Origin of the sequence: Salibacterium lacus (genome assembly GCF_042684865.1) — a bacterium.
In the GTDB taxonomy this organism is placed as follows: domain Bacteria; phylum Bacillota; class Bacilli; order Bacillales; family Marinococcaceae; genus Salibacterium; species Salibacterium lacus.
This window is the reverse complement of sequence record NZ_JBHUML010000002.1, coordinates 1,218,339-1,238,408: the sequence shown is the minus strand read 5'-3', so window position 1 is coordinate 1,238,408 and position 20,070 is coordinate 1,218,339. Positions and strand designations below refer to the sequence as shown.

The following is a 20,070-nucleotide window of genomic DNA, read 5'->3' as shown; positions in this document are numbered from 1 at the left end:
GGAAAATTTCCATAAGATAAAATAGGGGGAGTAGAAATGAATACAACAATAATCTGGAATCCAAAAGTAATGGTATCAGCACTTATCAGTATTATTTTGGCAGGATGGCTTACCGCGGCGGTACAGGCCTCGGAATCTGAAGGGAATGAAGCAGAAGCAGTGAATAAAACAGCGATCAGCAGTGTCCAGGCTTTAAATCACGGAGGGAGTGTGATTGAGGTAACGTTCACCCGTCAAGTGGAGTCATTCGACCGCTTTGATGTTCAAGTTGTACACGACCTTTCGCGGGAGAGAAAAGGTGTGAAAAGAGTGGATATGAATGAAGACGGGACCGGCGCTGTGCTTCATATGTACCGCTCTGCCGAACTGGAACACCTTCAGGATTATACAATGAAAATACATACGGGGAAAGAGACATTGACGAATCTCGTTCACCGGACGCAATTCATGGATGAAATGAAGATTGAGAACATGGATGCTGAAGACGTAAAAGAACGGCAGGTAACACTGACGTCGGGAGAGGAATCAAAAACACTAACGGTGCCGGACGGGCTGGATCTCATCCATGCCTTTAATAAAGACATGCATGTCAAAATGAACGGCAGTAATGAAATGGTATCGTACGAAATGGTATCCGAAGAAGAGCTGGACCGTGATGATTCCTTTGTTGGTCAATTCAATATGCCGCATCATCTCCTTGTAGAGAAGAAACAGGGGACGACGGTGACGGGAGTGAGTCAGGAGCTGGACCTTGCTTCTTTTCTGATTGTGAAAAACAACGAAAGAATAACGTTGGATGATCTGAAGCAGGGAGACATGCTCTTGTTTAATGAAGAAGAAGGTGTTGCTGAAGTTTACAATCAGACACTAAAAGGTCCACTTGAAAGAATCTTTGAAGAATCCATTGATATGAATGGAAGCAATTATGAGTATGCCGGTTTATTTGTGGAAGCGGATGGAGATACAACGTCCTTTGACTCGGATGTGGCAGAAGACCTGGAAGGCTCGGTTACAATGTATCTGGATCCGGATGATTCGATTCTCGCTGTAACAACAAAATAGCGGCACATGAGGCAGAAGGCGGCCCTTTGCAAAAAGGTCGTCTTTTGTCAATATCAGCTGTGTATTGTATAATTGTAATTGATTATCATTATCAATTAAGAAATGTTAGAAAAAGGGGTTCAAGTATGGGGATGCTGCATCATGTTTTCGATATAACAGACATTCAGGCCGAAAAAATGACGAACGCGTTCTGGTGGGCCGGGACCAGCGGAAAGCCTGGTGACTCGGTTGTTATGTATATAATCGATGGCAGGGGAGAAGTGTCCCGGCAGGAAACCAACGTCGACATGAAAAAAGGGGATGGCATTCAAGCTCTCAACCATCACACCGGTGGATTATACATCATTCCGCAGCCGTATGCCCATATACTATTTGTAACCTTCACTGCAGCCCGGGTGTTCCAAAAAGACGGGACGTGGTGTGTGGAACAGAAAAAGATCCCGGAAGAAGCAGAAGTGGTGGAGAAAATGCTGCATCCACTGGCCGGGTATTATCTAAACAGGCTGCATCAAATGTGGGCGGAAAACCGATCAGATTATTCACAGATTGTTCCTTATTTTCATCATGTGATGGAAGAGATAGAGCAGGCGCAGATATCCGAAGAAAAAAGCGCTGAATGCGGGATAAAAGCAGCCCGGCATTATATTGATCATCATTTTCATAACGATATTCCGGTGCAGAAGCTGCTGTCCTGCTCAACACTGAGCAGTTCCGCGTTCTACAAAGGTTTTAAGTCCTATACAGGAAAAACACCGAGGCAGTATATTATACATAAACGAATGAAAGAGGCCGGCCGACTGCTGCAGTGTACGTCGATGCCGATTTTCAGGGTGGCACAGGAAGTGGGATATGAAGACAGTTACTATTTCAGCCGTCTCTTTAAACAGTACAGCGGTTTCTCTCCGCAGGAATATCAAAAGAGGTGCAGACGCGATGATTCACAGGTATCGTTTGAGAATGAAAGGTGGTAGTCTGGAAATAAGAAACAGTGTAGGAAATCATAAAGAAAGGATGACAGAAGTCTTTGAAACGACAAGCGGTATGCGTACTATTTTTTCTTTTTATTGCCGGGTGCAGCCAGAATCCGGATCAGTCTTTTTCGGAAGTAACGATGAAACAAGCACAAACAGTAACAGAAGATTTCATCAGCCGAATGGGAGAAGAAAACGGAGTATATATGTATTCGGGCGAAAAGAACAACTACCTCTTTCTAAACGGTGTTCACCCTGATGAAAATAATAAAAGTACCATCTTCAGCAGTGTCGTGTCTGAAACAAAGGGAAACAAGCTGAAGATTTATTATGAAACAGAGAATATTACAAATGCTGAAGATAATGAAGAAGCCGGGTTTCAAAGAATCTACCGCCTGCCTTCGAATGATTCTTACTCCACGATTCAAATTATTGAAAATGGCAGAGAGGTACCGATCGACACCATTTATGCTTCTTAAATAAAGAAATGTAAACGGTTTGAAGAGAAGATTTTCATTCCGTTTTTTTTGTTGTTTATTTGTCTTACAAAAAAATTATATAATAAAATTCATTGACTATATTGTTTATTTGTCTTACAATTCAAATTACTAAATAATTAATAAGGCTTTTATAAGCTTTTAGGTTAGAGGGGAGGGTGCAGATTGAGTAAAGATACCGGCCCGATAAAAATGGAATCCGTTAAACGAAAAACACTTGCCAGCCAGGTGATTGAACAGATCATCGGCCTCTTAATGAACGGTCAGTTAAAAGCAGGTGATAAGCTCCCCCCGGAAATGGAACTGATGGATATGATGTATGTAAGCAGACCCGTGTTGAGGGAAGCGCTTAGTTCGCTTGAAACACTGGGTGTCATCCACAGGAAAACAAAAGAAGGAACGTTTTTTTCAAATAAAGTGGGAAGCGAACCTTACCGCATCATGCTGGCTCTATCTGTGGGGGATATTGATACGATTATCGAAACCCGCCTTTCCCAAGAACTTGGTCTCGTCTCTCTGGCAGCTGAAAAAATATCGGAACTGGATCTGAGAAGGCTGAAGGAAACGATTGAAATCATGGAAGCGGCTGAAGGCGATTACTCCGAAACAGATCGGGAGTTTCACCGGATTATTGCATACAGCGCAAGCAATTCCATTACTGAAGGCATTATTGATCCTCTATTGAACATGTACGATAAAACACTGGAAAACATCGCGCTTGTAGACCGGAACAAATCAAAAACACTGCAGCAGCACAAAGATATTTACCAGGCACTCAGAAACCGGGATCCCATTGAAGCACACGCAAGCATGTACCGGCACCTTGATCACGCGAGAAACAGGCTGATCCGACCGATTAAAAAGAAAGAAAATGCAGAGAGTGAGGATGAGTAAAATGACGGAGAAGCGAAAAGCACCGGAAGGGATTTCCGGTTTTCCAGTTACGCCCTTTAATGAAAGCGGAAACATAGACAAGGAAGCTTTGACAAAAAATATTGAATTTCTTTTGGATGAAGGACTGGAATCTATATTTGTAGCCTGCGGCGCGGGAGAATGTACAAATATTGGTATGGAAGAGTTCGAGGAAATGACAGAACTGGCTGTTTCGGTGACCGGGGGAAGGGCTCCTGTTTATACAGGGATAGGCGGTAATATGTCAGAATCATTGAAAAAAACTGAAATTTCCGAAAGGAAGGGGGCCGACGGCTATTTGATTTTACCACCCTACTTGATTCAGGGAGAGCAGGAAGGACTGTATGAGTATTATAAAGCTATCATTACGAGTACGGATCTGAACGCTATTCTTTATCAAAGGGGGAATGCGTTACTGCAGCTTGAAACGTTGAAACGCCTGACAGACTTTCCGCAGGTCGTTGGACTAAAAGACGGTGTCGGGGATATGGAAACCAATATTGAATTCACACAGGAGATTGGAGACAGGCTGGGATGGCTGAACGGCATGCCGATGGCCGAAGTCACAATGCCGGCTTATATCCCGCTTGGATTCAACTGCTATTCTTCAGCGATTTCCAACTATATACCTCATATCTCAAGAAAATTTTATGAGGCGCTTAAGGAGGGTGATGAAGATCAGGTGAAGGAAATCTATGAAGATGTAATACTGCCGATTAACCGGATTCGAAGGAAACGGAAAGGATACGCAGTCGCCTTGATCAAAGCCGGTATGGAGATAGTTGGTCTGCCGGTTTCCAACACGGTTAGACCGCCGGTGACACCAGTAGAAGAAGAACACTATGAAGAGCTCCGCGGGGTGCTGAAAGATGCACTGAAAAAATACCCGCCAAACCGGGAAGCAGCACTTTAAATATAATTGGGAGGGGTATCATGACTGTCAAAACGTTTAACGAATTTTCGAACTACATAAATGGAGGATGGGTTCCTTCGAACACAAAGGAGAGTGTAACAAACAGAAACCCAGCTGATCTGGATGATGTTGTCGGAAGCGTGCAGAAGTCATCGGCCGAAGATCTGGAGAAAGCTGTCGCAGCTGCATCTTCAGCTAAAAGAAACTGGAGAAAACTATCAGGTGCGGAAAGAGGAAATTATCTGTATAAGGCAGCCGATATTATCGAGAGCCGCAAGGAAGATATAGCTGAGTGCATGACCCGGGAAATGGGGAAAACACTTCCTGAAGCAAAGGGAGAAACCATGCGTGGAGCAGCTATCCTGAGGTACTTTGCCGGAGAAGGAATGAGAAAGACAGGGGATGTGATTCCATCAACGGATAAAGATGCGTTGATGTTCACAAATCGGGCTCCACTCGGCGTTGTCGGTGTTATCACACCTTGGAACTTCCCGGTAGCTATTCCGGTATGGAAGACGGCTCCGGCCTTGATTTACGGAAATACAGTAGTGTTAAAGCCAGCCACCGAAGCGGCGGTAACATGCGCCAAAATCTTTGAATGTTTTGAAGAAGCAGGATTTCCTGCTGGTGTTGTAAACATGGTAACCGGATCTGGATCGGTCATCGGCCAGGGTCTTGCCGATCATCCGGAAGTAGGCGGTATAACATTTACCGGATCCAACAGCGTAGGAAAGCAGATCGGCCAGTCCGCTCTTGCCAGAGGCGCCAAGTATCAACTTGAAATGGGCGGCAAAAACCCTGTCATTGTTACCGAAGATGCAGATCTCGATCAGGCAGTGGATGCGACAATCAGTGGCGGACTCCGTTCCACCGGACAGAAATGTACCGCAACAAGCAGAGTAATTGTGCAAAAAGATGTGTACGAGGCCTTTAAAGATAAATTGGTTGCCAAGGTAAAAGAAATAAACACAGGCAACGGCTTGAATGAGGGTGTATGGATGGGCCCGAGCGTAAGCGAAAACCAGCTCAGTACCGTCCTCTCCTATATCGAAACAGGAAAAGAAGAAGGCGGCAAGGTTCTCTGCGGAGGGGAAAAACTGTCCGGTGGAGAATATGACAACGGGTATTTCGTGGCACCGACAGTATTTGACGGCATTGAATCGAACATGACAATTGCTCAGGAAGAAATATTCGGCCCGGTCCTTGCGTTAATGCAGGTAGACACGATAGAAGAAGCAATCGAAACAGCCAACGACGTGGAGTATGGATTGAGTGCCTCCATTTTCACAACCAATGTCCAGAAAATGCTTTCCTTCATCGATGACATGGAAGCAGGTCTTGTCCGAATTAATGCAGAGAGCGCCGGTGTAGAATTACAGGCACCGTTTGGCGGAATGAAGCAGTCCAGTTCCCATTCCCGCGAACAAGGTGAAGCCGCAAAAGAATTCTTCACCGATATAAAAACCGTTCTCGTCAAGTAAGTGGGTAATGTTAGTCTCCCCTTATTCTCTTTTCCACCCAGAAATAGGGGAGACTATTCTTCAAGCATAAATGTAAGCGCTTTTTTGATCGTAAAGGGACACAGGAATTCCAGGGTTGGCATTTATTTTAAAAGGGAGAGGTGTAACAAATGAAAAAAATGGTCTATCTTTTGATGGCGGCTTTGCTGGGGATTATTCTTACAGCCTGCGGTAATTCATCGGGAAGTGAAGAAACAGGAGGAAACGGAGAATCAGGAGGAAGTGAGGAAACCACAGCGGACAGCGGAGGAGGATCAGAGGAAGCCGGTCTTGATCTTTCCAGAATGAGAGTGGTTATCGGCTCTACATCAACCGGTGGGGATACGTATCAAAACGCAGAGGCTGTCAGCAGGTATACAGAAGATATTTTGAACACGAACATGCAGGTTGACGCAGTTGGCGGTGTGCAGGCATTTGATGCCTTGTCCAGTGCACCGAATGACGGGAGAACTGTTATGTTTTTCCATGACATGGCTTATCTTGGTGTGGAATACGGATCGTTTGATCAAAGCCATGAATTAGAGAATTACACCATTGGACCGATGGTAGCGACTAACCCGGGAAATGCTTTCCTTACGAGTGCGGATGCACCATATGATTCGATGGCTGAATCGGCGGAATGGCTTGAGAACAACCCAAATGAAGAGATCACGGTAGCTATTCAAGCCGGCGGTGTCTCCGAAATTGTATTTAATGGATATTATCTGTGGGTGCAGGAAGAGTTTGGACAGGAAGTTTCGGACCGGATTAAAGCTTATGTGACAGGTTCCCAGCAGGATAAAGACCAGGCACTGTGGGACGGCAATGCCGACATCATTCACGGCTCGATTGGAGCGAACAATCAGTACACGAAAGACGGGGTGGAAGACCAGGTCAAAATGAAATTCCTTGGTATCACAGCCGGAGAAAGAGTGGAAGGTTATGATATTCCAACGATGGCAGAGCAGGGAATCACTGTGGATGGCGAGGAGTTTGTGTTTGATAAAGAATTCTTCTTCCTCCTGCCAAAAGAAGTGAATGAAAATGTTGTGACCGCTCTGGACAATGCCGTATCACAGGTTGCAGAAAATGAAGAATATCAAAGTGACCTCAATAACAACGCCTATACTCCGAACTATATGCCGTCGGATGAAGCAGAGGAGTACCTGCTTGATAAGAGGGAAACGATGCGTTCCATTATTGAAAGAGCACCGGATTTGAATAACATCGCAAAATAATGGAGGAAAGCTGGAGCCGGCTGAAATGGGGCGCCGGCTCCGCTGCCTCTTCAAAGGAAGAAGGTGAAAGACATGTCGGATTTCTTCACTATAGAAATGTCTTATAATACCTATCATATTATTTTTCCGAGAATTATTTTGGGGATTCTGATCATTCTTGGACTCATTCTTCTTGCCGCCAACATCAAGAAAGTCGCCGGGAAAGAAGGAAAACGTGTTTCGTTCCAATTTTTCACCGAAAACTACGACAAACTTAAGCTGTACGGCACCATGGTGTTACTGATTCTGTACGCAGCAGTCCTTCCAAGAATCGGCTTTCTGGCAGCGAGTCTCTTGTTTATGTTCGCGATCACCCTGCTCTATATAGGAAATGTCAAACTCAGATCCATCTTCATCTCTTTATCCAACTCACTGGCCACGGTTCTTATCGTATGGTACGTGTTTGGAAATCTATTCAGTATCACACTGCCGTAAGGGGGAGAAAACGATGCCCATGTTTGAAGTACTTACCCCATTATCCGTTTTATTATGTCTTTTCGGTGTATTGATCGGGATTATCATGGGGTCTATTCCAGGAATGACAGCGACAATGGCTATTGCTATTTTTCTTCCCGCTACATACGCGCTGGATATGATTAACTCCATTGGATTGTTAATTGGTTTGTATGTGGGTGGAATCAGCGGCGGGATGGTACCAGCGGTTCTGCTGAACATTCCAGGGACGCCTTCTTCCCTGTGCACCACATTCGATGGCTATCCCATGACACAGAACGGAGAAGGAGAGAAAGCGCTGAAGGTGGGAATTACTGCTTCCATTATAGGTGGATTTGTCAGTTTAACGATTCTCTTTTTCTTTGCACCGGTGCTTGCCTCCTTTGCTATTGATTTCTCCGCGGTGGACAAATTTTTGATTGTTGTGTTCGCGATGACCGTTATTGCTTCTATTTCAAAAGGAAGTCTTATCGGCGGGGTATTCAGCGGAGTCCTCGGAATCTTCATAAGTTTAATTGGAAGATTCCCGGACAACAACCAAATCCGGCTTGTACCGCCTGGGTTTGAGCAGGAGCTGGTGTACGGCTTTTCTCTTCTTCCTGTGCTTATTGGACTGTTTGCGATTGGACAAAATCTTCAGGAGTCCGAAGAAGGACTTGTTGCAGCTTCGCATCAGAAAATCAATCTGGCAAAAGACAAAGCGAAGCAATTTAAATTTCGTATTTTCAAAGGACAGTTCGTTAACACGATTCGTTCGTCTATCATTGGCACTTTTGTTGGTATGCTGCCCGGTGTCGGAGGGAGCGCGGCTTCCATCACCTCGTATTCCCAGGCCAAAAACTTTTCCAAAAATCCCGAGAAACTTGGAAAAGGGGAGCCCGAGGGCATGATTGCCAGTGAGTCCGCGAACAACGGGTTGATCGGAGGTGCTCTGGTTCCGCTTCTTTCCCTTGGAATTCCGGGAGACAGCACGACGGCCATATTGATTGGTGCCTTTTTGCTGCAGGGAATCGAAGTCGGACCGTTATTCATTACGACGAACCCCGACCTTTGGAGCGGTATCGTATTTGCGCTTGTGATCGCCAACATTGCCATGTTTATCTTGATGTTTTTCTCGATCAAGTATTTCGCAAAGATTGTTTATATTCCAAAGCATATTATTTTTCCGATTATCATGCTCATGTGTGTCGTCGGATCCTATGCCATTAACAATGGCGTGATGTTCGATGTATGGACACTCTTGCTCTTTGGTCTGGTCGGTTATATCTTTCCGAAAGTCGGTATTCAGATTGCGCCGTTTTTGATTGGATTCATTCTTGGTACACAGGGCGAGAAGTATTTCATTGACAGTCTGAAAGGAAGCGGCGGCGATTTAACCGTGTTTTTCACTGATGGTCCACTCGCCGTGGGATTGTGGGTCGTAATTATCGTATCCGTTGTCTATGCGGTCATTGATAACCGCAGAACAAAGAAAGCCGAATCAGCTTCGTAAATAGGAGAGGTTAGATATGGGAGCAAACACGAAAACGCAAAGCGAAACACCGACAGTTACACGGCTGCAAGTATACACTGTTGCCGGTTCAGACAGTATGCTTTTGAATTTAAGCGGCGCCCACGGTCCGTACTTCACAAGAAATATTGTTATCCTTACCGATAGCAGCGGCAACACGGGTGTCGGGGAGGTTCCGGGTGGAGAAAACATCCGGCAGACGATAGAAGATGCTGAAGTACTGTTGAACGGACAATCGATAGGCAACTTTAAAAATATCCTGAAAAAAGTGCGCGAAACCTTTTCAGACCGGGATGCCTCCGGCCGTGGATCACAGACTTTTGATTTAAGAACCACCATTCACGCCGTGACAGCACTGGAGGCGGCTCTTCTTGATCTCCTGGGAAAACATTTAGATGTCCCGGCCGCGGCCTTGCTGGGAGACGGTCAGCAGCGGACGGAAGTGGAGACACTGGGTTACCTGTTTTATATCGGAGATCGAAACAAAACAGACCTGCCGTATGAAAGTGATCCAGACGCCGAAGAGGACTGGTTCCGTCTGCGCCATGAAGAAGCATTAACACCGGAAGCTATTGTCCGGCTGGCAGAAGCGGCTTACGAGCGCTATGGTTTCAAAGATTTCAAGTTAAAAGGCGGCGTTTTAAGCGGGGAAGAAGAAATGGAAGCTGTTACAGCACTTTCTCAAGCTTTTCCGGATGCGCGCATCACTCTGGATCCAAATGGGGCATGGTCGCTTGAGGAAGCCATCCGCCTTTGCGAGGGCAAACATGATGTATTAGCTTACGCGGAAGACCCATGCGGAGCAGAACAGGGCTTTTCGTCCCGGGAAGTGATGGCTGAATTCCGAAAAGCTGTCAACATTCCGACAGCAACGAACATGATAGCAACAGACTGGCGCCAGATGGGGCACGCCGTGCAGCTGCACTCTGTCGATATTCCGCTTGCCGATCCTCATTTCTGGACGATGCAGGGGTCGGTTCGTGTCGCACAGATGTGTCACGACTGGGGACTGACATGGGGATCGCATTCCAACAATCACTTTGACATTTCCCTTGCGATGTTCACCCACGTGGCCGCAGCAGCGCCTGGAAACATTACAGCCATTGATACCCACTGGATCTGGCAGGACGGTCAGCGGCTGACGAAAGAGCCGTTTACCATCACAAATGGGAAAATTAATGTTCCGGAGAAGCCGGGACTAGGTATTGAGGTAGACATCGAAAAAGTGGAAGAAGCCCACGAGCTGTATAAAAAAATGAGCCTGGGCGCCAGAGATGACGCCGCAGCGATGCAGTATTTAATTCCGGGCTGGACGTTCGATGCCAAGCAGCCATGCCTGGTGAGATGACAACCAAGAATAAAAGAAGACAGGTAATATAAAACCCGAACGATGACCAGGAGCATCGTCCGGGTTTTTTGTGCCCGAAGGCTGTCTTTAGCGTGAGCGCATGTAGTGTTAATGGATACTATGATTCTGGTGCACGCCATTAGTGGGTGACGGTTATCCGACGGTGACTACTATTTTTTTGTTTCAACAGCTTAATGTCCATGAAACGGGATATCGTGGACACTAACCGCAGGATTCAAAATGATAGTGGACACAGTCGAAGGAGCAATAGACTTCATCTATACTTCGGCCTTCCTTTATTCGAGGCGTAAAGAGGGATTCATCTGCTTTCTGTTATTCTCATAAATGTGAAATATGGTGTGAAATGGTAAGAAAGGCTTTCGGTTTTTGTTTTTTCTAGTAAAATTGTAACCAAACCGTACTGGAAAAGTGGGGGATAAGATGGAGGAGATGAAGGAAAGACTGCATCGAATGAAAGAAGAGCAGCAGAAACTGGCGGAAGAGTTTGAGGCTGTTGTTTCAACATATGAAAACAGTGATGTTCATCAGGATAATGAAACGCTCCGCAGGGAGAATGAAGAGTACCGTGAAGCAGTGGAAGAACTGAAAACACGGTACCAAAACATGAAAAGTGAAAACGAGAACCTGCGGCACGCACTTCAGGAACAGATGCTCGATGAAAAGACGAACATACTGAAAGTGTCCAGAAAAAAACTGCAGACCTATTTCGGCAAGGCGGTGGACAGCACCCGTGATCAATTGAGCCGCTTTGAAGAAGACGCGAAGAAGAATATAGAAACGTTGAAAAAACAGAGAACGCACTCCATTCATCAGGAAACCGAAGCGGTCGACCAGCGGCTGCAGGAGCTTACAGTAGAAGTGGAAGAAGCAGCCCGAAAGGAACGGGAACTGCTTGCCGAACAGGAACAGAAATTCCTGCACTCCATTTCCAAGCGGTACGACGACTTTACAGAGGAAGACATAGGAGAAGAAACATTCGAAAAACGGAAAAAAGAGAATCAGATTGAAATGAAAATCGGTTTGAGCTGGATAAATAAACTGGGCATTCTTTTGATTCTTTTAGGAGTGGCTGCGGCTTTCCGCTATTCTTATACAACATGGTTCAGCGACGAAATCAAAGGCGCTGCATTTGCTGTGCTTGGGCTGTTAATGCTCACAGCCGGTGATGGTTTTTTCCGTAAACAAAAACAGACGTTTGCAGTCGGTTTGACCGGAGGCGGGATTGCTGTGTTGTACGGGTCGGTATTTTTCAGTTACTTTTTGCTGCATATTATCGGCATGACACCGGCTCTCATTCTATCTGTAATCATCACAGCCGGTGCCGTTGTTTTGTCTTTTTATTACCAATCCAAAACCGTTTGTACATTCGGTCTCGTCGGCGGTTACCTGCCGTTTTATTCCTATCTTTCGGCGTACGGCCTCGATGAAACAGCTGTATATGCGGCGATGGTGTACTTTATCATCTTGAATGGAGCGGTCCTTGGCCTGTCATTTCGGAAACAGTGGAGCATTGTTCACCAAATCAGCTTCTGGTTGAATATCCCTTCGTTTTTCATTCTTATTATTTCGTCACCGATGCACGGAGTGAGCTTTGTTTTTGCCATAGCAACGTTTCTGCTGTACCTCGGGCTCACGGCTGCCTATCCGTTCACTTATAAAACGACAGTACGGTACATGGATATGACGCTTGTTGTTATGAATACGTTCATCAGCTGCGCTGTCATGTATGTTCTTTTGCATGCTATGCAGTGGGAAGACGGAGCAGGACTTCTGGCTGCCGCCTATGCAGGGCTGTATTTTGCACTTGGACAGTTTGCAGCACGGCGGATGAACGGTGAAAAACGGGGAATCGTCTTGTTTTACGGGATGTCTCTCTCGTTTGTGGTGCTGGCAGTGCCGTTTCAGTTCGAAATGGAATGGGCTGCGCTCGGATGGTTGGTAGAGGCTGTTGTTATCATGCTTTATGCCAACCGATACGGATTGAACCTGCTTGAAAAGGCTGGATGGGTTGTGTTGGGACTTTCATCAGGAATGTTTGTCCTCGAAGCCGCCCGCTATATCAGTGGAGAAAACCCGCCATTCTTTCACCTGGAATACACAGTAGTGACAGCCGGACTGCTGTTCATTATGTTCTATTACGTAGTAGACCAGAAGAAAACGGCACGAACGATTCTATTTCCGGTATTCAACCGTTTCATCGCTGTCGTGAAGTATGTCACCCTTGTTCATTTCTGGGTGTATGCGGTATATGAAAGTCTGTATTGGTACCAGGAGTTCATACCGGTATCTTTTGACCATTATTGGTTTTACCAGTGGCTTATCGGGGCATTCCTATCTGTCGGTATCGGCTACGGACTGAAGAAAACAACCCTTCTATACGATAAAATAGTTGGATATCTGTGTCTTTTTCTGTACGGAACAGGAGGGTTGGCCGCTTTATTTGTAACAGCGGCGATTCCGGCACTCGGCACAGACCCGGACAGGATTGTGGATTATACGGCGCTTGCGGTATTGATTGTCTGCCAGGCCATGATCTTCACCACCGGACGTGAGCTGCTGCTCTCCTTTATGCGTGCCCGGCACATGAACGTGGAATGGTACCCTGTTGTTACAGGCATTTACTTTTTCATTATTCAGGCGGCCTTTCTCCATGTACAACTGCAGCTTGACGGGGCCGGTTTTGTGATCAGTCTTATTTATCTCATCACAGCGCTTGGTTACATCACGTACGGTTTCATGAGAGGTTTTGTTTACATCCGCCGTATTGGTCTCGCGCTGACGTTATTTGCCACAGGCAAGCTGTTTCTCGCCGATCTTGCTTTTCTGGGTGAAACGAGCCAGATTGCCGCGTATTTCTGTTTCGGCATTGTATTAATCGGTATTTCCTATCTGTATCAAAAAGTATCGAGCCGTCATAATGAAGACTCACAGTAAATAGAAGACTCCATTTATACAACACACAGCTTAAAAAAGGAAGGTGGCTTATCATGTTTCGGGCTATTCTTTTATTATCCCTGGGGGCTGTGGTACTTGCCGCTATTCCCTGGTATGCAGAAGTGTTTCACACCGGAGTTTATTACACAATGCTTGTCCCGCTTATGGGGGTTGCTGGTCTTGGTATTTACTGGAGGGAAGCGCTGGAAAAACGGTTTTATAAGAGATGGAAACGAGAAAGAAAGCAAAAGGCCGGATGGATTATATGGAAAGAAACAATACGATCGGCTGTATTGATGTTTGTCACGATATCGCTCGGCTTTTTTATGGTGGAGGGGCTTCTGCCGACTCAAATTCTCTATATAATGGTCACAAATGTGCCCGCATTGTTTGTTTTTCTCGTTGTGAATACAACCGTTGGACTGGTGAACAGATTCGAAAATGAAAAAAGATATAACCGGCTCGTGGACAAATGGATGGATCAAGGGCGTACTCTGCCAACTTCAGGCGGCCGTGCATGATTCTCTTCATTGTATTTATAAAAGCAAAACAGGGAGCGGATCACCAATGCTGATGGGATTGGCTGTGTTATTTCTTTTAATTCTGATAGTGGTGCTGTGCTGCATCTTTATCGTTCGTTTTGCTATGTTTATTCTAAAAAAGAAACCTTTTCCGAAAAAGCTGGCCGTGATTTGCCTGACTGGTATTGTTACTCTTCTTGTCATCAGCGGATACCAGACTTATTTTTTCACATTTGACCAGGCAAAAGGAAACGTAAATCAAGAACCGGTGGAATCGCCAAACGGCACATACACTGCTGTGAAGTATGATCTCCCTTACGGTGGAGCGGCAGGAGGGGTCAATCTCCGTGTGCAGGTAAGAGAAAACGGCACGAACAAAGATCCAAAAACGGTCTATTTTGCGGATGCAAAAAGCAGGTTCCAACTGGAGTGGGAGGATGACTCAAGGCTGAAGGTGACGAACGAAGCACCGGATTACCCGGATTCCAATCGGAGTGCCGAACTGGATGTAGAAGATGAGGTGTACGATGAAACCGGCCGGACCTGTAGGAGCTGGGTGCTGAAAGATGAGTATGACACCTGCTATCAGCATGAAGGGGCATAAAAATACACAGGCAGGCAGCTGCCCTTCTTTAGGAACCGCCCGCCCCGGTCTAATCCCAGTAAACGTGAAACAGTATACGCTTCCGCTTTTCGGTAATCACCGTTTCTGCGGAGGTATTTTTGAGATGTTCCATCTGCTCTGCAAGAAAGCCGGCTTCGAGGTGACGGTCGAGATGCTTCTCTTCACGGGTCAGGGGCATCTCAAATTCCATTTCTTTTCGTTTTTCCGATGTCAACGTAAGCTCTCCCCAGCCGGCTTCCTGGAAAAACGTCTGAATTTCTTCTGTCGTTTCTTTTCTGTATTCCCGCGCGATGCGTCTGCCTCCCCAGTACAGAATATCTGGTTCTTCGGTGCCAAGCAGCGCCGGGAGCAGGGTCTCCCGTAAAAGGGTGTAGTTAAAGTCATTCATGGTTATCCGTCCTTTCCGCCATTTGTCATTATACCTTTAAAAGCTGGAAATCGCTATAGCTAATACCTTTCAGGCATGATATACTGTAGCCCGAATTCCAGTCGGAGGTAAGTGCAATGAAAAAGGGTTTGGAACGTTTTATGACGCCGTTTCGGATTATTATAACTGTATATATATTATCGATGTTTTTGTTCAGCTTCCTGCTCTGGCTGCCTTTTTCCCACCAGGGTGGAACGGAACTGTCCTATATGGACTCTCTCTTCACATCTGTGTCAGCTGTCAGTGTAACGGGTCTGAGTGTCATTGACGTGTCAGACTCCCTGAGTTACACGGGAGTCGTTTTTCTCGCGCTTGCCATGCAGGTGGGAGGCATCGGCATTATGTCGCTCGGGACATTTGTGTGGATGCTGTTCGGACGAAAAATCAACTTGTCGCAGCGGCTGCTCATCATGGTGGACCAGAACCAGTACCAGTTTTCCGGAATGGTGAAACTGATGCGCGGCATTCTCCTGCTGGCGCTTGCGATTGAGCTGGTCGGCGCTTTAATACTCGGTACGTATTACCTGCAGCATTTTGATACGGCAGCTGAAGCCTATTACCAGGGGTCATTTGCTGCACTCAGTGCTTTCACCAATGCCGGTTTTGATGTAACCGGGCAGTCTTTGATTCCATTTGCAAATGACTATTACGTGCAGTTCATCGTGCTGCTTCTTATCTTTGCCGGGGCCATTGGTTTTCCAGTGCTGATGGAAGTGCGTGAATATTTCATGACCAAAAGCAGCCATTTTAAGTTCAGTCTGTTTACCAAAGTAACAGTAACCACTTATTTTCTTATTTTTGTCATCGGCGCGGCCGGTATATGGGTGCTTGAACGAGGGATGTTTTTTGAAGGAATGGCTTGGCATGAGCAGTTTTTCTATTCCATTTTCAATTCAGCTACTGCCAGAAGTGCCGGTCTGACCACAATGGAGACATCTTCGTTTTCCCTTCCGACGCTGCTTTTCATTTCTCTGCTCATGATTATCGGCGCAAGCCCCTCGAGTGTGGGAGGCGGTATCCGCACGACGACGCTTGCGGTCATGTTCTTGTCTATCCGGAGCTTTGCTCTTGGTAAAAGTGATGTGAAAGTATTCGGCCGTGAAATTCATCCGGAGGATAAGCAGAAGGCGTTTATGGTGCTGTCTTTTTTCATGTTCGGTCTGTTTCTGGCTGTCATGCTGATTACAGCCTTCGAGCAGGGAAATCCGAGAGTGGAACTCATCGATATTATTTTTGAAACAAGTTCCGCCTTTGGAACGACCGGCCTTACGACAGGGGTGACTTCCAGCTTATCAAGGCCGAGCCTGTTTCTTTTAATGCTTCTCATGTTTATTGGAAGAGTCGGCATATTGGTCCTTCTCTTTTCCGTAAAACGAAAAGAAACCAAGTCATCATTCCGGTATCCTACAGAACGTATGATTATCGGCTGAGAAGAAACCCTAAAAAAGCCCGGCGGAACCGGGCTTTTTTAGGGCTCAAAACCGTTATGGAGGTGTATCCGGTTTCTTGACTAGCTGTGATAGGGGGAGTACAATAAATTTGTCGGAAAGATGCATGTGGAGCACGTTTTTGTTGAGTATTCAGACTAATTGGTCCGGACCGCTCAACCCCACTACCACCAGAGAATATCCATGATTCCGGTTGTACATAACAGAGTGTAGCGCAGCGTTTGGCGCATGGAATGCATGATGTTTCTGGAGAAGAAACAGGAGGTTGTTGATCGAAGAAGAAAAAGAAGCAGTTTACGACAAACCATGGATTAAAAATTTTTTAGGAGGAACATTGGCATGGCTGAAAACCGCGATTTTATGAACCGCAGACTTCATTCTCTGCTCGGCGTCGTCCCCATAGGGATTTTTCTGATCCAGCATTTGACGGTGAACTTTTTTGCTACACGCGGCGCTGAAGCGTTTAATGCTGCTGCGCATTTTATGGAAAGTTTACCATACAGGATTTTTCTGGAAATCTTCATCATTTTTCTCCCGATTCTCTTTCATGCAATATACGGTCTGTATATTGTATTCCAGGGTAAAAGCAATACAACCCGGTTCGGCTTCTTCAGAAACTGGATGTTTCTTATACAGAGAATTACCGGGGTATATCTTCTTATCTTCATTGCGTGGCACGTTTGGCAGACACGTGTGCAGGCTTCTTTTGGCGCAGACGTGAACTATGATATGATGGCGGATATACTGAGCAGTCCATTTATGCTTGTATTCTACATTATCGGTGTTCTGTCAGCGACATTTCATTTCTCCAACGGTCTCTGGTCCTTTCTTGTCTCCTGGGGCATCACAGTCACCCCTCGTTCCCAGCGGATCGCGACCTATGCGACAGCGGTTATTTTCGTCGCCCTGTCGGTTGTTGGAATGAGTGCCCTGCTCTCATTTATCAATCCTGATTTAGCGAATATGTAAGGGAGTGTATCATACATGAGTGATGGTAATATTATCGTAGTCGGCGGAGGGCTGGGCGGCCTGATGGCCACCATTAAAGCAGCAGAAGCCGGCAAGCAGGTAGACCTTTTTTCCGTCGTACCCGTCAAAAGATCCCATTCTGTCTGTGCCCAGGGCGGCATTAATGGCGCTGTGGACACAAAAGGTGAAGGGGATTCGCCGTGGGAGCATTTTGATGACACGGTGTACGGTGGTGACTTTCTTGCAAACCAGCCTCCGGTAAAAGCTATGGCAGAAGCAGCTCCGGGAATTATTCATCTGCTGGACCGGATGGGCGTTATGTTCAACAGGACGTCGGAAGGTCTGCTTGATTTCCGTCGTTTCGGCGGCACGCAGCACCATCGTACCGCTTTTGCCGGTGCGACAAGTGGACAGCAGCTGCTGTATGCTCTTGATGAGCAGGTACGGCGGTATGAAGTCGAAGGACTTGTGAATAAATACGAGGGCTGGGAATTTCTCGGAGCCGTTCTGGATGAAGAAGAGCGCTGCCGCGGTATCTCCGCTCAGAATCTGACTACTATGGAAATTGAAACGTTTCGTTCAGACGCTGTCGTTATGGCAACCGGTGGTCCGGGAATTATTTTCGGAAAAACGACCAATTCCATGATTAATACAGGGTTTGCAGCTGCCAGACTGTATGAACAGGGTGTTTACTATGCAAACGGAGAATTTATCCAGATTCACCCGACGGCTATTCCAGGAGATGACAAGCTCCGCCTGATGAGTGAATCAGCGCGCGGGGAAGGCGGCCGTGTCTGGACATACAAAGACGGTAAGCCTTGGTATTTCCTTGAGGAAAAATATCCGGCCTATGGAAACCTTGTTCCGCGGGACATTGCAACCCGTGAGATATTCGATGTCTGTGTGAACCAGAAGCTCGGGGTTAACGGAGAGAATATGGTGTACCTTGATCTATCCCATAAAGATCCAAAAGAACTCGATGTTAAGCTCGGCGGTATTATGGAAATTTACGAGAAATTCATGGGAGATGACCCACGCAAAGTACCGATGAAAATCTTTCCGGCTGTCCACTATTCCATGGGCGGCATGTGGGTGAATTACGATCAAATGACAAATATTCCAGGACTTTTTGCAGCTGGAGAATGTGACTACACCCAGCACGGCGCCAACCGTTTGGGCGCAAATGGTCTTCTTTCCGCCATTTATGGCGGCATGGTTGCCGGACCGAGTGCGGTAGAATACATCAACGGCCTTGATAAATTGGCTGAAGATCTTCCTTCTTCCATCTATGACCATTATAAGAAGGAGAATGAAGAAGAATTTGAAAACATCATGAACATGCGCGGCGAAGAAAATGCGTATGCCCTGCACAGAGAACTCGGTGAATGGATGACAAATTATATGACAGTGGTCCGCGAAAATGACAGACTGCTTGAGACAGATGAAAAAATCCAGGAACTGATGGAGCGTTATAAAAACATCAATATGCCGGATACAGCACGCTGGAGTAACCAGGCAGCGTCGTTCACCCGCCAATTGAAAGGCATGCTGAATCTTGCGCGTGTTATGACACTTGGTGCTTACCACCGCAATGAAAGCCGCGGTGCGCATTACAAACCTGAATTTCCGGAACGTAATGACGAGGACTATCTGAAAACAACAAAAGCGAAGTACAACCCGGATAAGCGCGAGCCGGCATTTGAATATGAAGATGTAGATGTATCCCTGATTAAACCGCGGAAACGGGATTATTCGAAAGGGAAGGAATCTGAGAAACAAGGAGCTGGTAAACAATGAGCGAAGATAAACAGGTTCGTTTTATCATCACCCGTCAGGACAGCCCGGACAATGAACCTTATACAGAAGAATTCAACCTCAGCTACCGTCCGAACATGAATGTCATCTCTGCCTTAATGGAAATCCGCCGTAACCCTGTAAATGCCGAAGGTCAGGAAACATCTCCGGTAGTATGGGATATGAACTGCCTTGAAGAAGTCTGTGGTGCCTGTTCCATGATTATTAACGGTAAACCTCAGCAGTCCTGTACGGCCCTTGTTGATCATTTTGAACAGCCGATCAAGCTGGAGCCGATGCGGACCTTCCCGGTCGTTCGTGACCTTATCGTCGACCGCAGCCAAATGTTCGATTCGCTGAAAAAGGTGAAAGCCTGGATTCCAATTGACGGCACGTATGACCTCGGACCGGGACCCCGCATGGCAGAGAACAAACGGCAGTGGGCGTACGAGCTGTCGAAGTGCATGACCTGCGGAGTCTGCCTGGAAGCCTGCCCGAATGTCAATGATAACTCAGACTTTATGGGACCGGCCCCCGTTTCTCTGGTGCGCCTTTATAATGCACATCCGACTGGTGAAATGAACAAATCGGAACGGCTGGAAGCGCTGATGGGAGAAGGCGGCATTGAAAGCTGCGGCAACTCCCAGAACTGTGTGGAAGTCTGCCCGAAAGGCATCCCGCTCACCACATCCATTGCTGCTCTGAATCGTGACACTTCCCTTCAGGCATTCAAGAGCTTCTTTGGAAGTGACAGAGCCTGATATACGAGGTTATCGAGTTTGGGACAAAAGCACATGATGCGGCAGATAACACGAATGTTCCGGGTCACTAATCAAAAGCTGTATAGCAGCGGAGCCAACATGCTTTGACTCCTGCTCAGAACAGCACG

The 20,070-nt window shown here is 46.5% G+C and carries 18 protein-coding genes; 17 read left to right on the top strand and 1 reads right to left on the bottom strand.

What is annotated here, in order from left to right:
- Positions 1-36: 36 nt before the first annotated feature.
- The 13 genes from ACFSUB_RS07140 to ACFSUB_RS07080 all read left to right on the top strand — a co-directional run bounded on the left by ACFSUB_RS07140 (position 37) and on the right by ACFSUB_RS07080 (position 14,522).
- Complete coding sequence (locus tag ACFSUB_RS07140) at positions 37-1,062, top strand: hypothetical protein (RefSeq protein WP_380712499.1); 1,026 nt, start codon at positions 37-39, stop codon at positions 1,060-1,062.
- Between the two features lie 125 nt (positions 1,063-1,187).
- On the top strand, positions 1,188-2,033 hold the full coding sequence (locus ACFSUB_RS07135) for a helix-turn-helix transcriptional regulator (protein ID WP_380712498.1): 846 nt from the start codon (positions 1,188-1,190) through the stop codon (positions 2,031-2,033).
- A gap of 53 nt (positions 2,034-2,086) precedes the next feature.
- On the top strand, positions 2,087-2,512 hold the full coding sequence (locus ACFSUB_RS07130) for a hypothetical protein (RefSeq protein WP_380712497.1): 426 nt from the start codon (positions 2,087-2,089) through the stop codon (positions 2,510-2,512).
- 210 nt (positions 2,513-2,722) lie between these two features.
- The gene (locus ACFSUB_RS07125; RefSeq protein ID WP_380713202.1) at positions 2,723-3,424 is read left to right on the top strand and encodes a FadR/GntR family transcriptional regulator; all 702 of its coding nucleotides are present in this window, start codon (positions 2,723-2,725) and stop codon (positions 3,422-3,424) included.
- Between the two features lies 1 nt (position 3,425).
- Positions 3,426-4,355, top strand: a complete 930-nt coding sequence (gene kdgD, locus ACFSUB_RS07120; RefSeq protein WP_380712496.1) for a 5-dehydro-4-deoxyglucarate dehydratase — start codon at positions 3,426-3,428, stop codon at positions 4,353-4,355.
- Between the two features lie 20 nt (positions 4,356-4,375).
- Positions 4,376-5,836, top strand: a complete 1,461-nt coding sequence (gucD, locus tag ACFSUB_RS07115; RefSeq protein WP_380712495.1) for an alpha-ketoglutaric semialdehyde dehydrogenase GucD — start codon at positions 4,376-4,378, stop codon at positions 5,834-5,836.
- 149 nt (positions 5,837-5,985) lie between these two features.
- Complete coding sequence (locus ACFSUB_RS07110; protein ID WP_380712494.1) at positions 5,986-7,092, top strand: tripartite tricarboxylate transporter substrate-binding protein; 1,107 nt, start codon at positions 5,986-5,988, stop codon at positions 7,090-7,092.
- A 72-nt stretch (positions 7,093-7,164) separates the two neighbouring features.
- Complete coding sequence (locus tag ACFSUB_RS07105) at positions 7,165-7,566, top strand: tripartite tricarboxylate transporter TctB family protein (protein ID WP_380712493.1); 402 nt, start codon at positions 7,165-7,167, stop codon at positions 7,564-7,566.
- Positions 7,567-7,579: 13 nt separating this feature from the next.
- Positions 7,580-9,076: a tripartite tricarboxylate transporter permease gene (locus ACFSUB_RS07100; RefSeq protein WP_380712492.1), complete on the top strand. Its 1,497-nt coding sequence runs from the start codon at positions 7,580-7,582 to the stop codon at positions 9,074-9,076.
- A 16-nt stretch (positions 9,077-9,092) separates the two neighbouring features.
- Complete coding sequence (gudD, locus tag ACFSUB_RS07095; protein ID WP_380712491.1) at positions 9,093-10,442, top strand: glucarate dehydratase; 1,350 nt, start codon at positions 9,093-9,095, stop codon at positions 10,440-10,442.
- A gap of 441 nt (positions 10,443-10,883) precedes the next feature.
- Positions 10,884-13,397 (top strand): DUF2339 domain-containing protein, encoded by a 2,514-nt coding sequence (locus tag ACFSUB_RS07090; RefSeq protein ID WP_380712490.1) that lies wholly within the window; start codon positions 10,884-10,886, stop codon positions 13,395-13,397.
- Positions 13,398-13,450: 53 nt separating this feature from the next.
- On the top strand, positions 13,451-13,918 hold the full coding sequence (locus ACFSUB_RS07085; protein ID WP_380712489.1) for a hypothetical protein: 468 nt from the start codon (positions 13,451-13,453) through the stop codon (positions 13,916-13,918).
- A 46-nt stretch (positions 13,919-13,964) separates the two neighbouring features.
- Positions 13,965-14,522: a DUF5412 family protein gene (locus ACFSUB_RS07080; RefSeq protein ID WP_380712488.1), complete on the top strand. Its 558-nt coding sequence runs from the start codon at positions 13,965-13,967 to the stop codon at positions 14,520-14,522.
- A gap of 49 nt (positions 14,523-14,571) precedes the next feature.
- On the opposite strand, the gene ACFSUB_RS07075 is transcribed toward ACFSUB_RS07080, so the two are convergent.
- A complete protein-coding gene (locus ACFSUB_RS07075; RefSeq protein ID WP_380712487.1) occupies positions 14,572-14,931 on the bottom strand; it encodes a DUF2507 domain-containing protein in 360 nt (119 codons plus the stop codon).
- A gap of 116 nt (positions 14,932-15,047) precedes the next feature.
- Here ACFSUB_RS07075 and ACFSUB_RS07070 point away from each other — a divergent pair, with 116 nt between their 5' ends.
- The 4 genes from ACFSUB_RS07070 to sdhB all read left to right on the top strand — a co-directional run bounded on the left by ACFSUB_RS07070 (position 15,048) and on the right by sdhB (position 19,942).
- The gene (locus tag ACFSUB_RS07070; protein ID WP_380712486.1) at positions 15,048-16,400 is read left to right on the top strand and encodes a TrkH family potassium uptake protein; all 1,353 of its coding nucleotides are present in this window, start codon (positions 15,048-15,050) and stop codon (positions 16,398-16,400) included.
- Positions 16,401-16,757: 357 nt separating this feature from the next.
- On the top strand, positions 16,758-17,387 hold the full coding sequence (locus tag ACFSUB_RS07065; RefSeq protein WP_380712485.1) for a succinate dehydrogenase cytochrome b558 subunit: 630 nt from the start codon (positions 16,758-16,760) through the stop codon (positions 17,385-17,387).
- A gap of 15 nt (positions 17,388-17,402) precedes the next feature.
- Positions 17,403-19,184 (top strand): succinate dehydrogenase flavoprotein subunit, encoded by a 1,782-nt coding sequence (gene sdhA / locus ACFSUB_RS07060; protein WP_380712484.1) that lies wholly within the window; start codon positions 17,403-17,405, stop codon positions 19,182-19,184.
- On the top strand, positions 19,181-19,942 hold the full coding sequence (gene sdhB / locus ACFSUB_RS07055) for a succinate dehydrogenase iron-sulfur subunit (protein ID WP_380712483.1): 762 nt from the start codon (positions 19,181-19,183) through the stop codon (positions 19,940-19,942). The genes sdhA and sdhB overlap by 4 nt, the downstream gene beginning before the upstream one ends.
- The last annotated feature ends 128 nt before the right edge of the window (positions 19,943-20,070 follow it).

What these genes read in the sequence shown, in the direction of transcription:
- ACFSUB_RS07140 (WP_380712499.1), top strand. Translation starts at nt 37, where the DNA reads ATGAATACAACAATAATCTGGAATCCAAAAGTAATGGTATCAGCACTT.
- ACFSUB_RS07100 (WP_380712492.1), top strand. Translation starts at nt 7,580, where the DNA reads ATGCCCATGTTTGAAGTACTTACCCCATTATCCGTTTTATTATGTCTT.
- ACFSUB_RS07125 (WP_380713202.1), top strand. Translation starts at nt 2,723, where the DNA reads ATGGAATCCGTTAAACGAAAAACACTTGCCAGCCAGGTGATTGAACAG.
- ACFSUB_RS07135 (WP_380712498.1), top strand. Translation starts at nt 1,188, where the DNA reads ATGGGGATGCTGCATCATGTTTTCGATATAACAGACATTCAGGCCGAA.
- ACFSUB_RS07090 (WP_380712490.1), top strand. Translation starts at nt 10,884, where the DNA reads ATGGAGGAGATGAAGGAAAGACTGCATCGAATGAAAGAAGAGCAGCAG.
- ACFSUB_RS07075 (WP_380712487.1), bottom strand. Translation starts at nt 14,931, where the DNA reads ATGAATGACTTTAACTACACCCTTTTACGGGAGACCCTGCTCCCGGCG.
- kdgD (WP_380712496.1), top strand. Translation starts at nt 3,426, where the DNA reads ATGACGGAGAAGCGAAAAGCACCGGAAGGGATTTCCGGTTTTCCAGTT.
- gucD (WP_380712495.1), top strand. Translation starts at nt 4,376, where the DNA reads ATGACTGTCAAAACGTTTAACGAATTTTCGAACTACATAAATGGAGGA.
- gudD (WP_380712491.1), top strand. Translation starts at nt 9,093, where the DNA reads ATGGGAGCAAACACGAAAACGCAAAGCGAAACACCGACAGTTACACGG.
- ACFSUB_RS07080 (WP_380712488.1), top strand. Translation starts at nt 13,965, where the DNA reads ATGCTGATGGGATTGGCTGTGTTATTTCTTTTAATTCTGATAGTGGTG.
- sdhB (WP_380712483.1), top strand. Translation starts at nt 19,181, where the DNA reads ATGAGCGAAGATAAACAGGTTCGTTTTATCATCACCCGTCAGGACAGC.
- ACFSUB_RS07070 (WP_380712486.1), top strand. Translation starts at nt 15,048, where the DNA reads ATGAAAAAGGGTTTGGAACGTTTTATGACGCCGTTTCGGATTATTATA.
- sdhA (WP_380712484.1), top strand. Translation starts at nt 17,403, where the DNA reads ATGAGTGATGGTAATATTATCGTAGTCGGCGGAGGGCTGGGCGGCCTG.
- ACFSUB_RS07065 (WP_380712485.1), top strand. Translation starts at nt 16,758, where the DNA reads ATGGCTGAAAACCGCGATTTTATGAACCGCAGACTTCATTCTCTGCTC.
- ACFSUB_RS07110 (WP_380712494.1), top strand. Translation starts at nt 5,986, where the DNA reads ATGAAAAAAATGGTCTATCTTTTGATGGCGGCTTTGCTGGGGATTATT.
- ACFSUB_RS07085 (WP_380712489.1), top strand. Translation starts at nt 13,451, where the DNA reads ATGTTTCGGGCTATTCTTTTATTATCCCTGGGGGCTGTGGTACTTGCC.
- ACFSUB_RS07105 (WP_380712493.1), top strand. Translation starts at nt 7,165, where the DNA reads ATGTCGGATTTCTTCACTATAGAAATGTCTTATAATACCTATCATATT.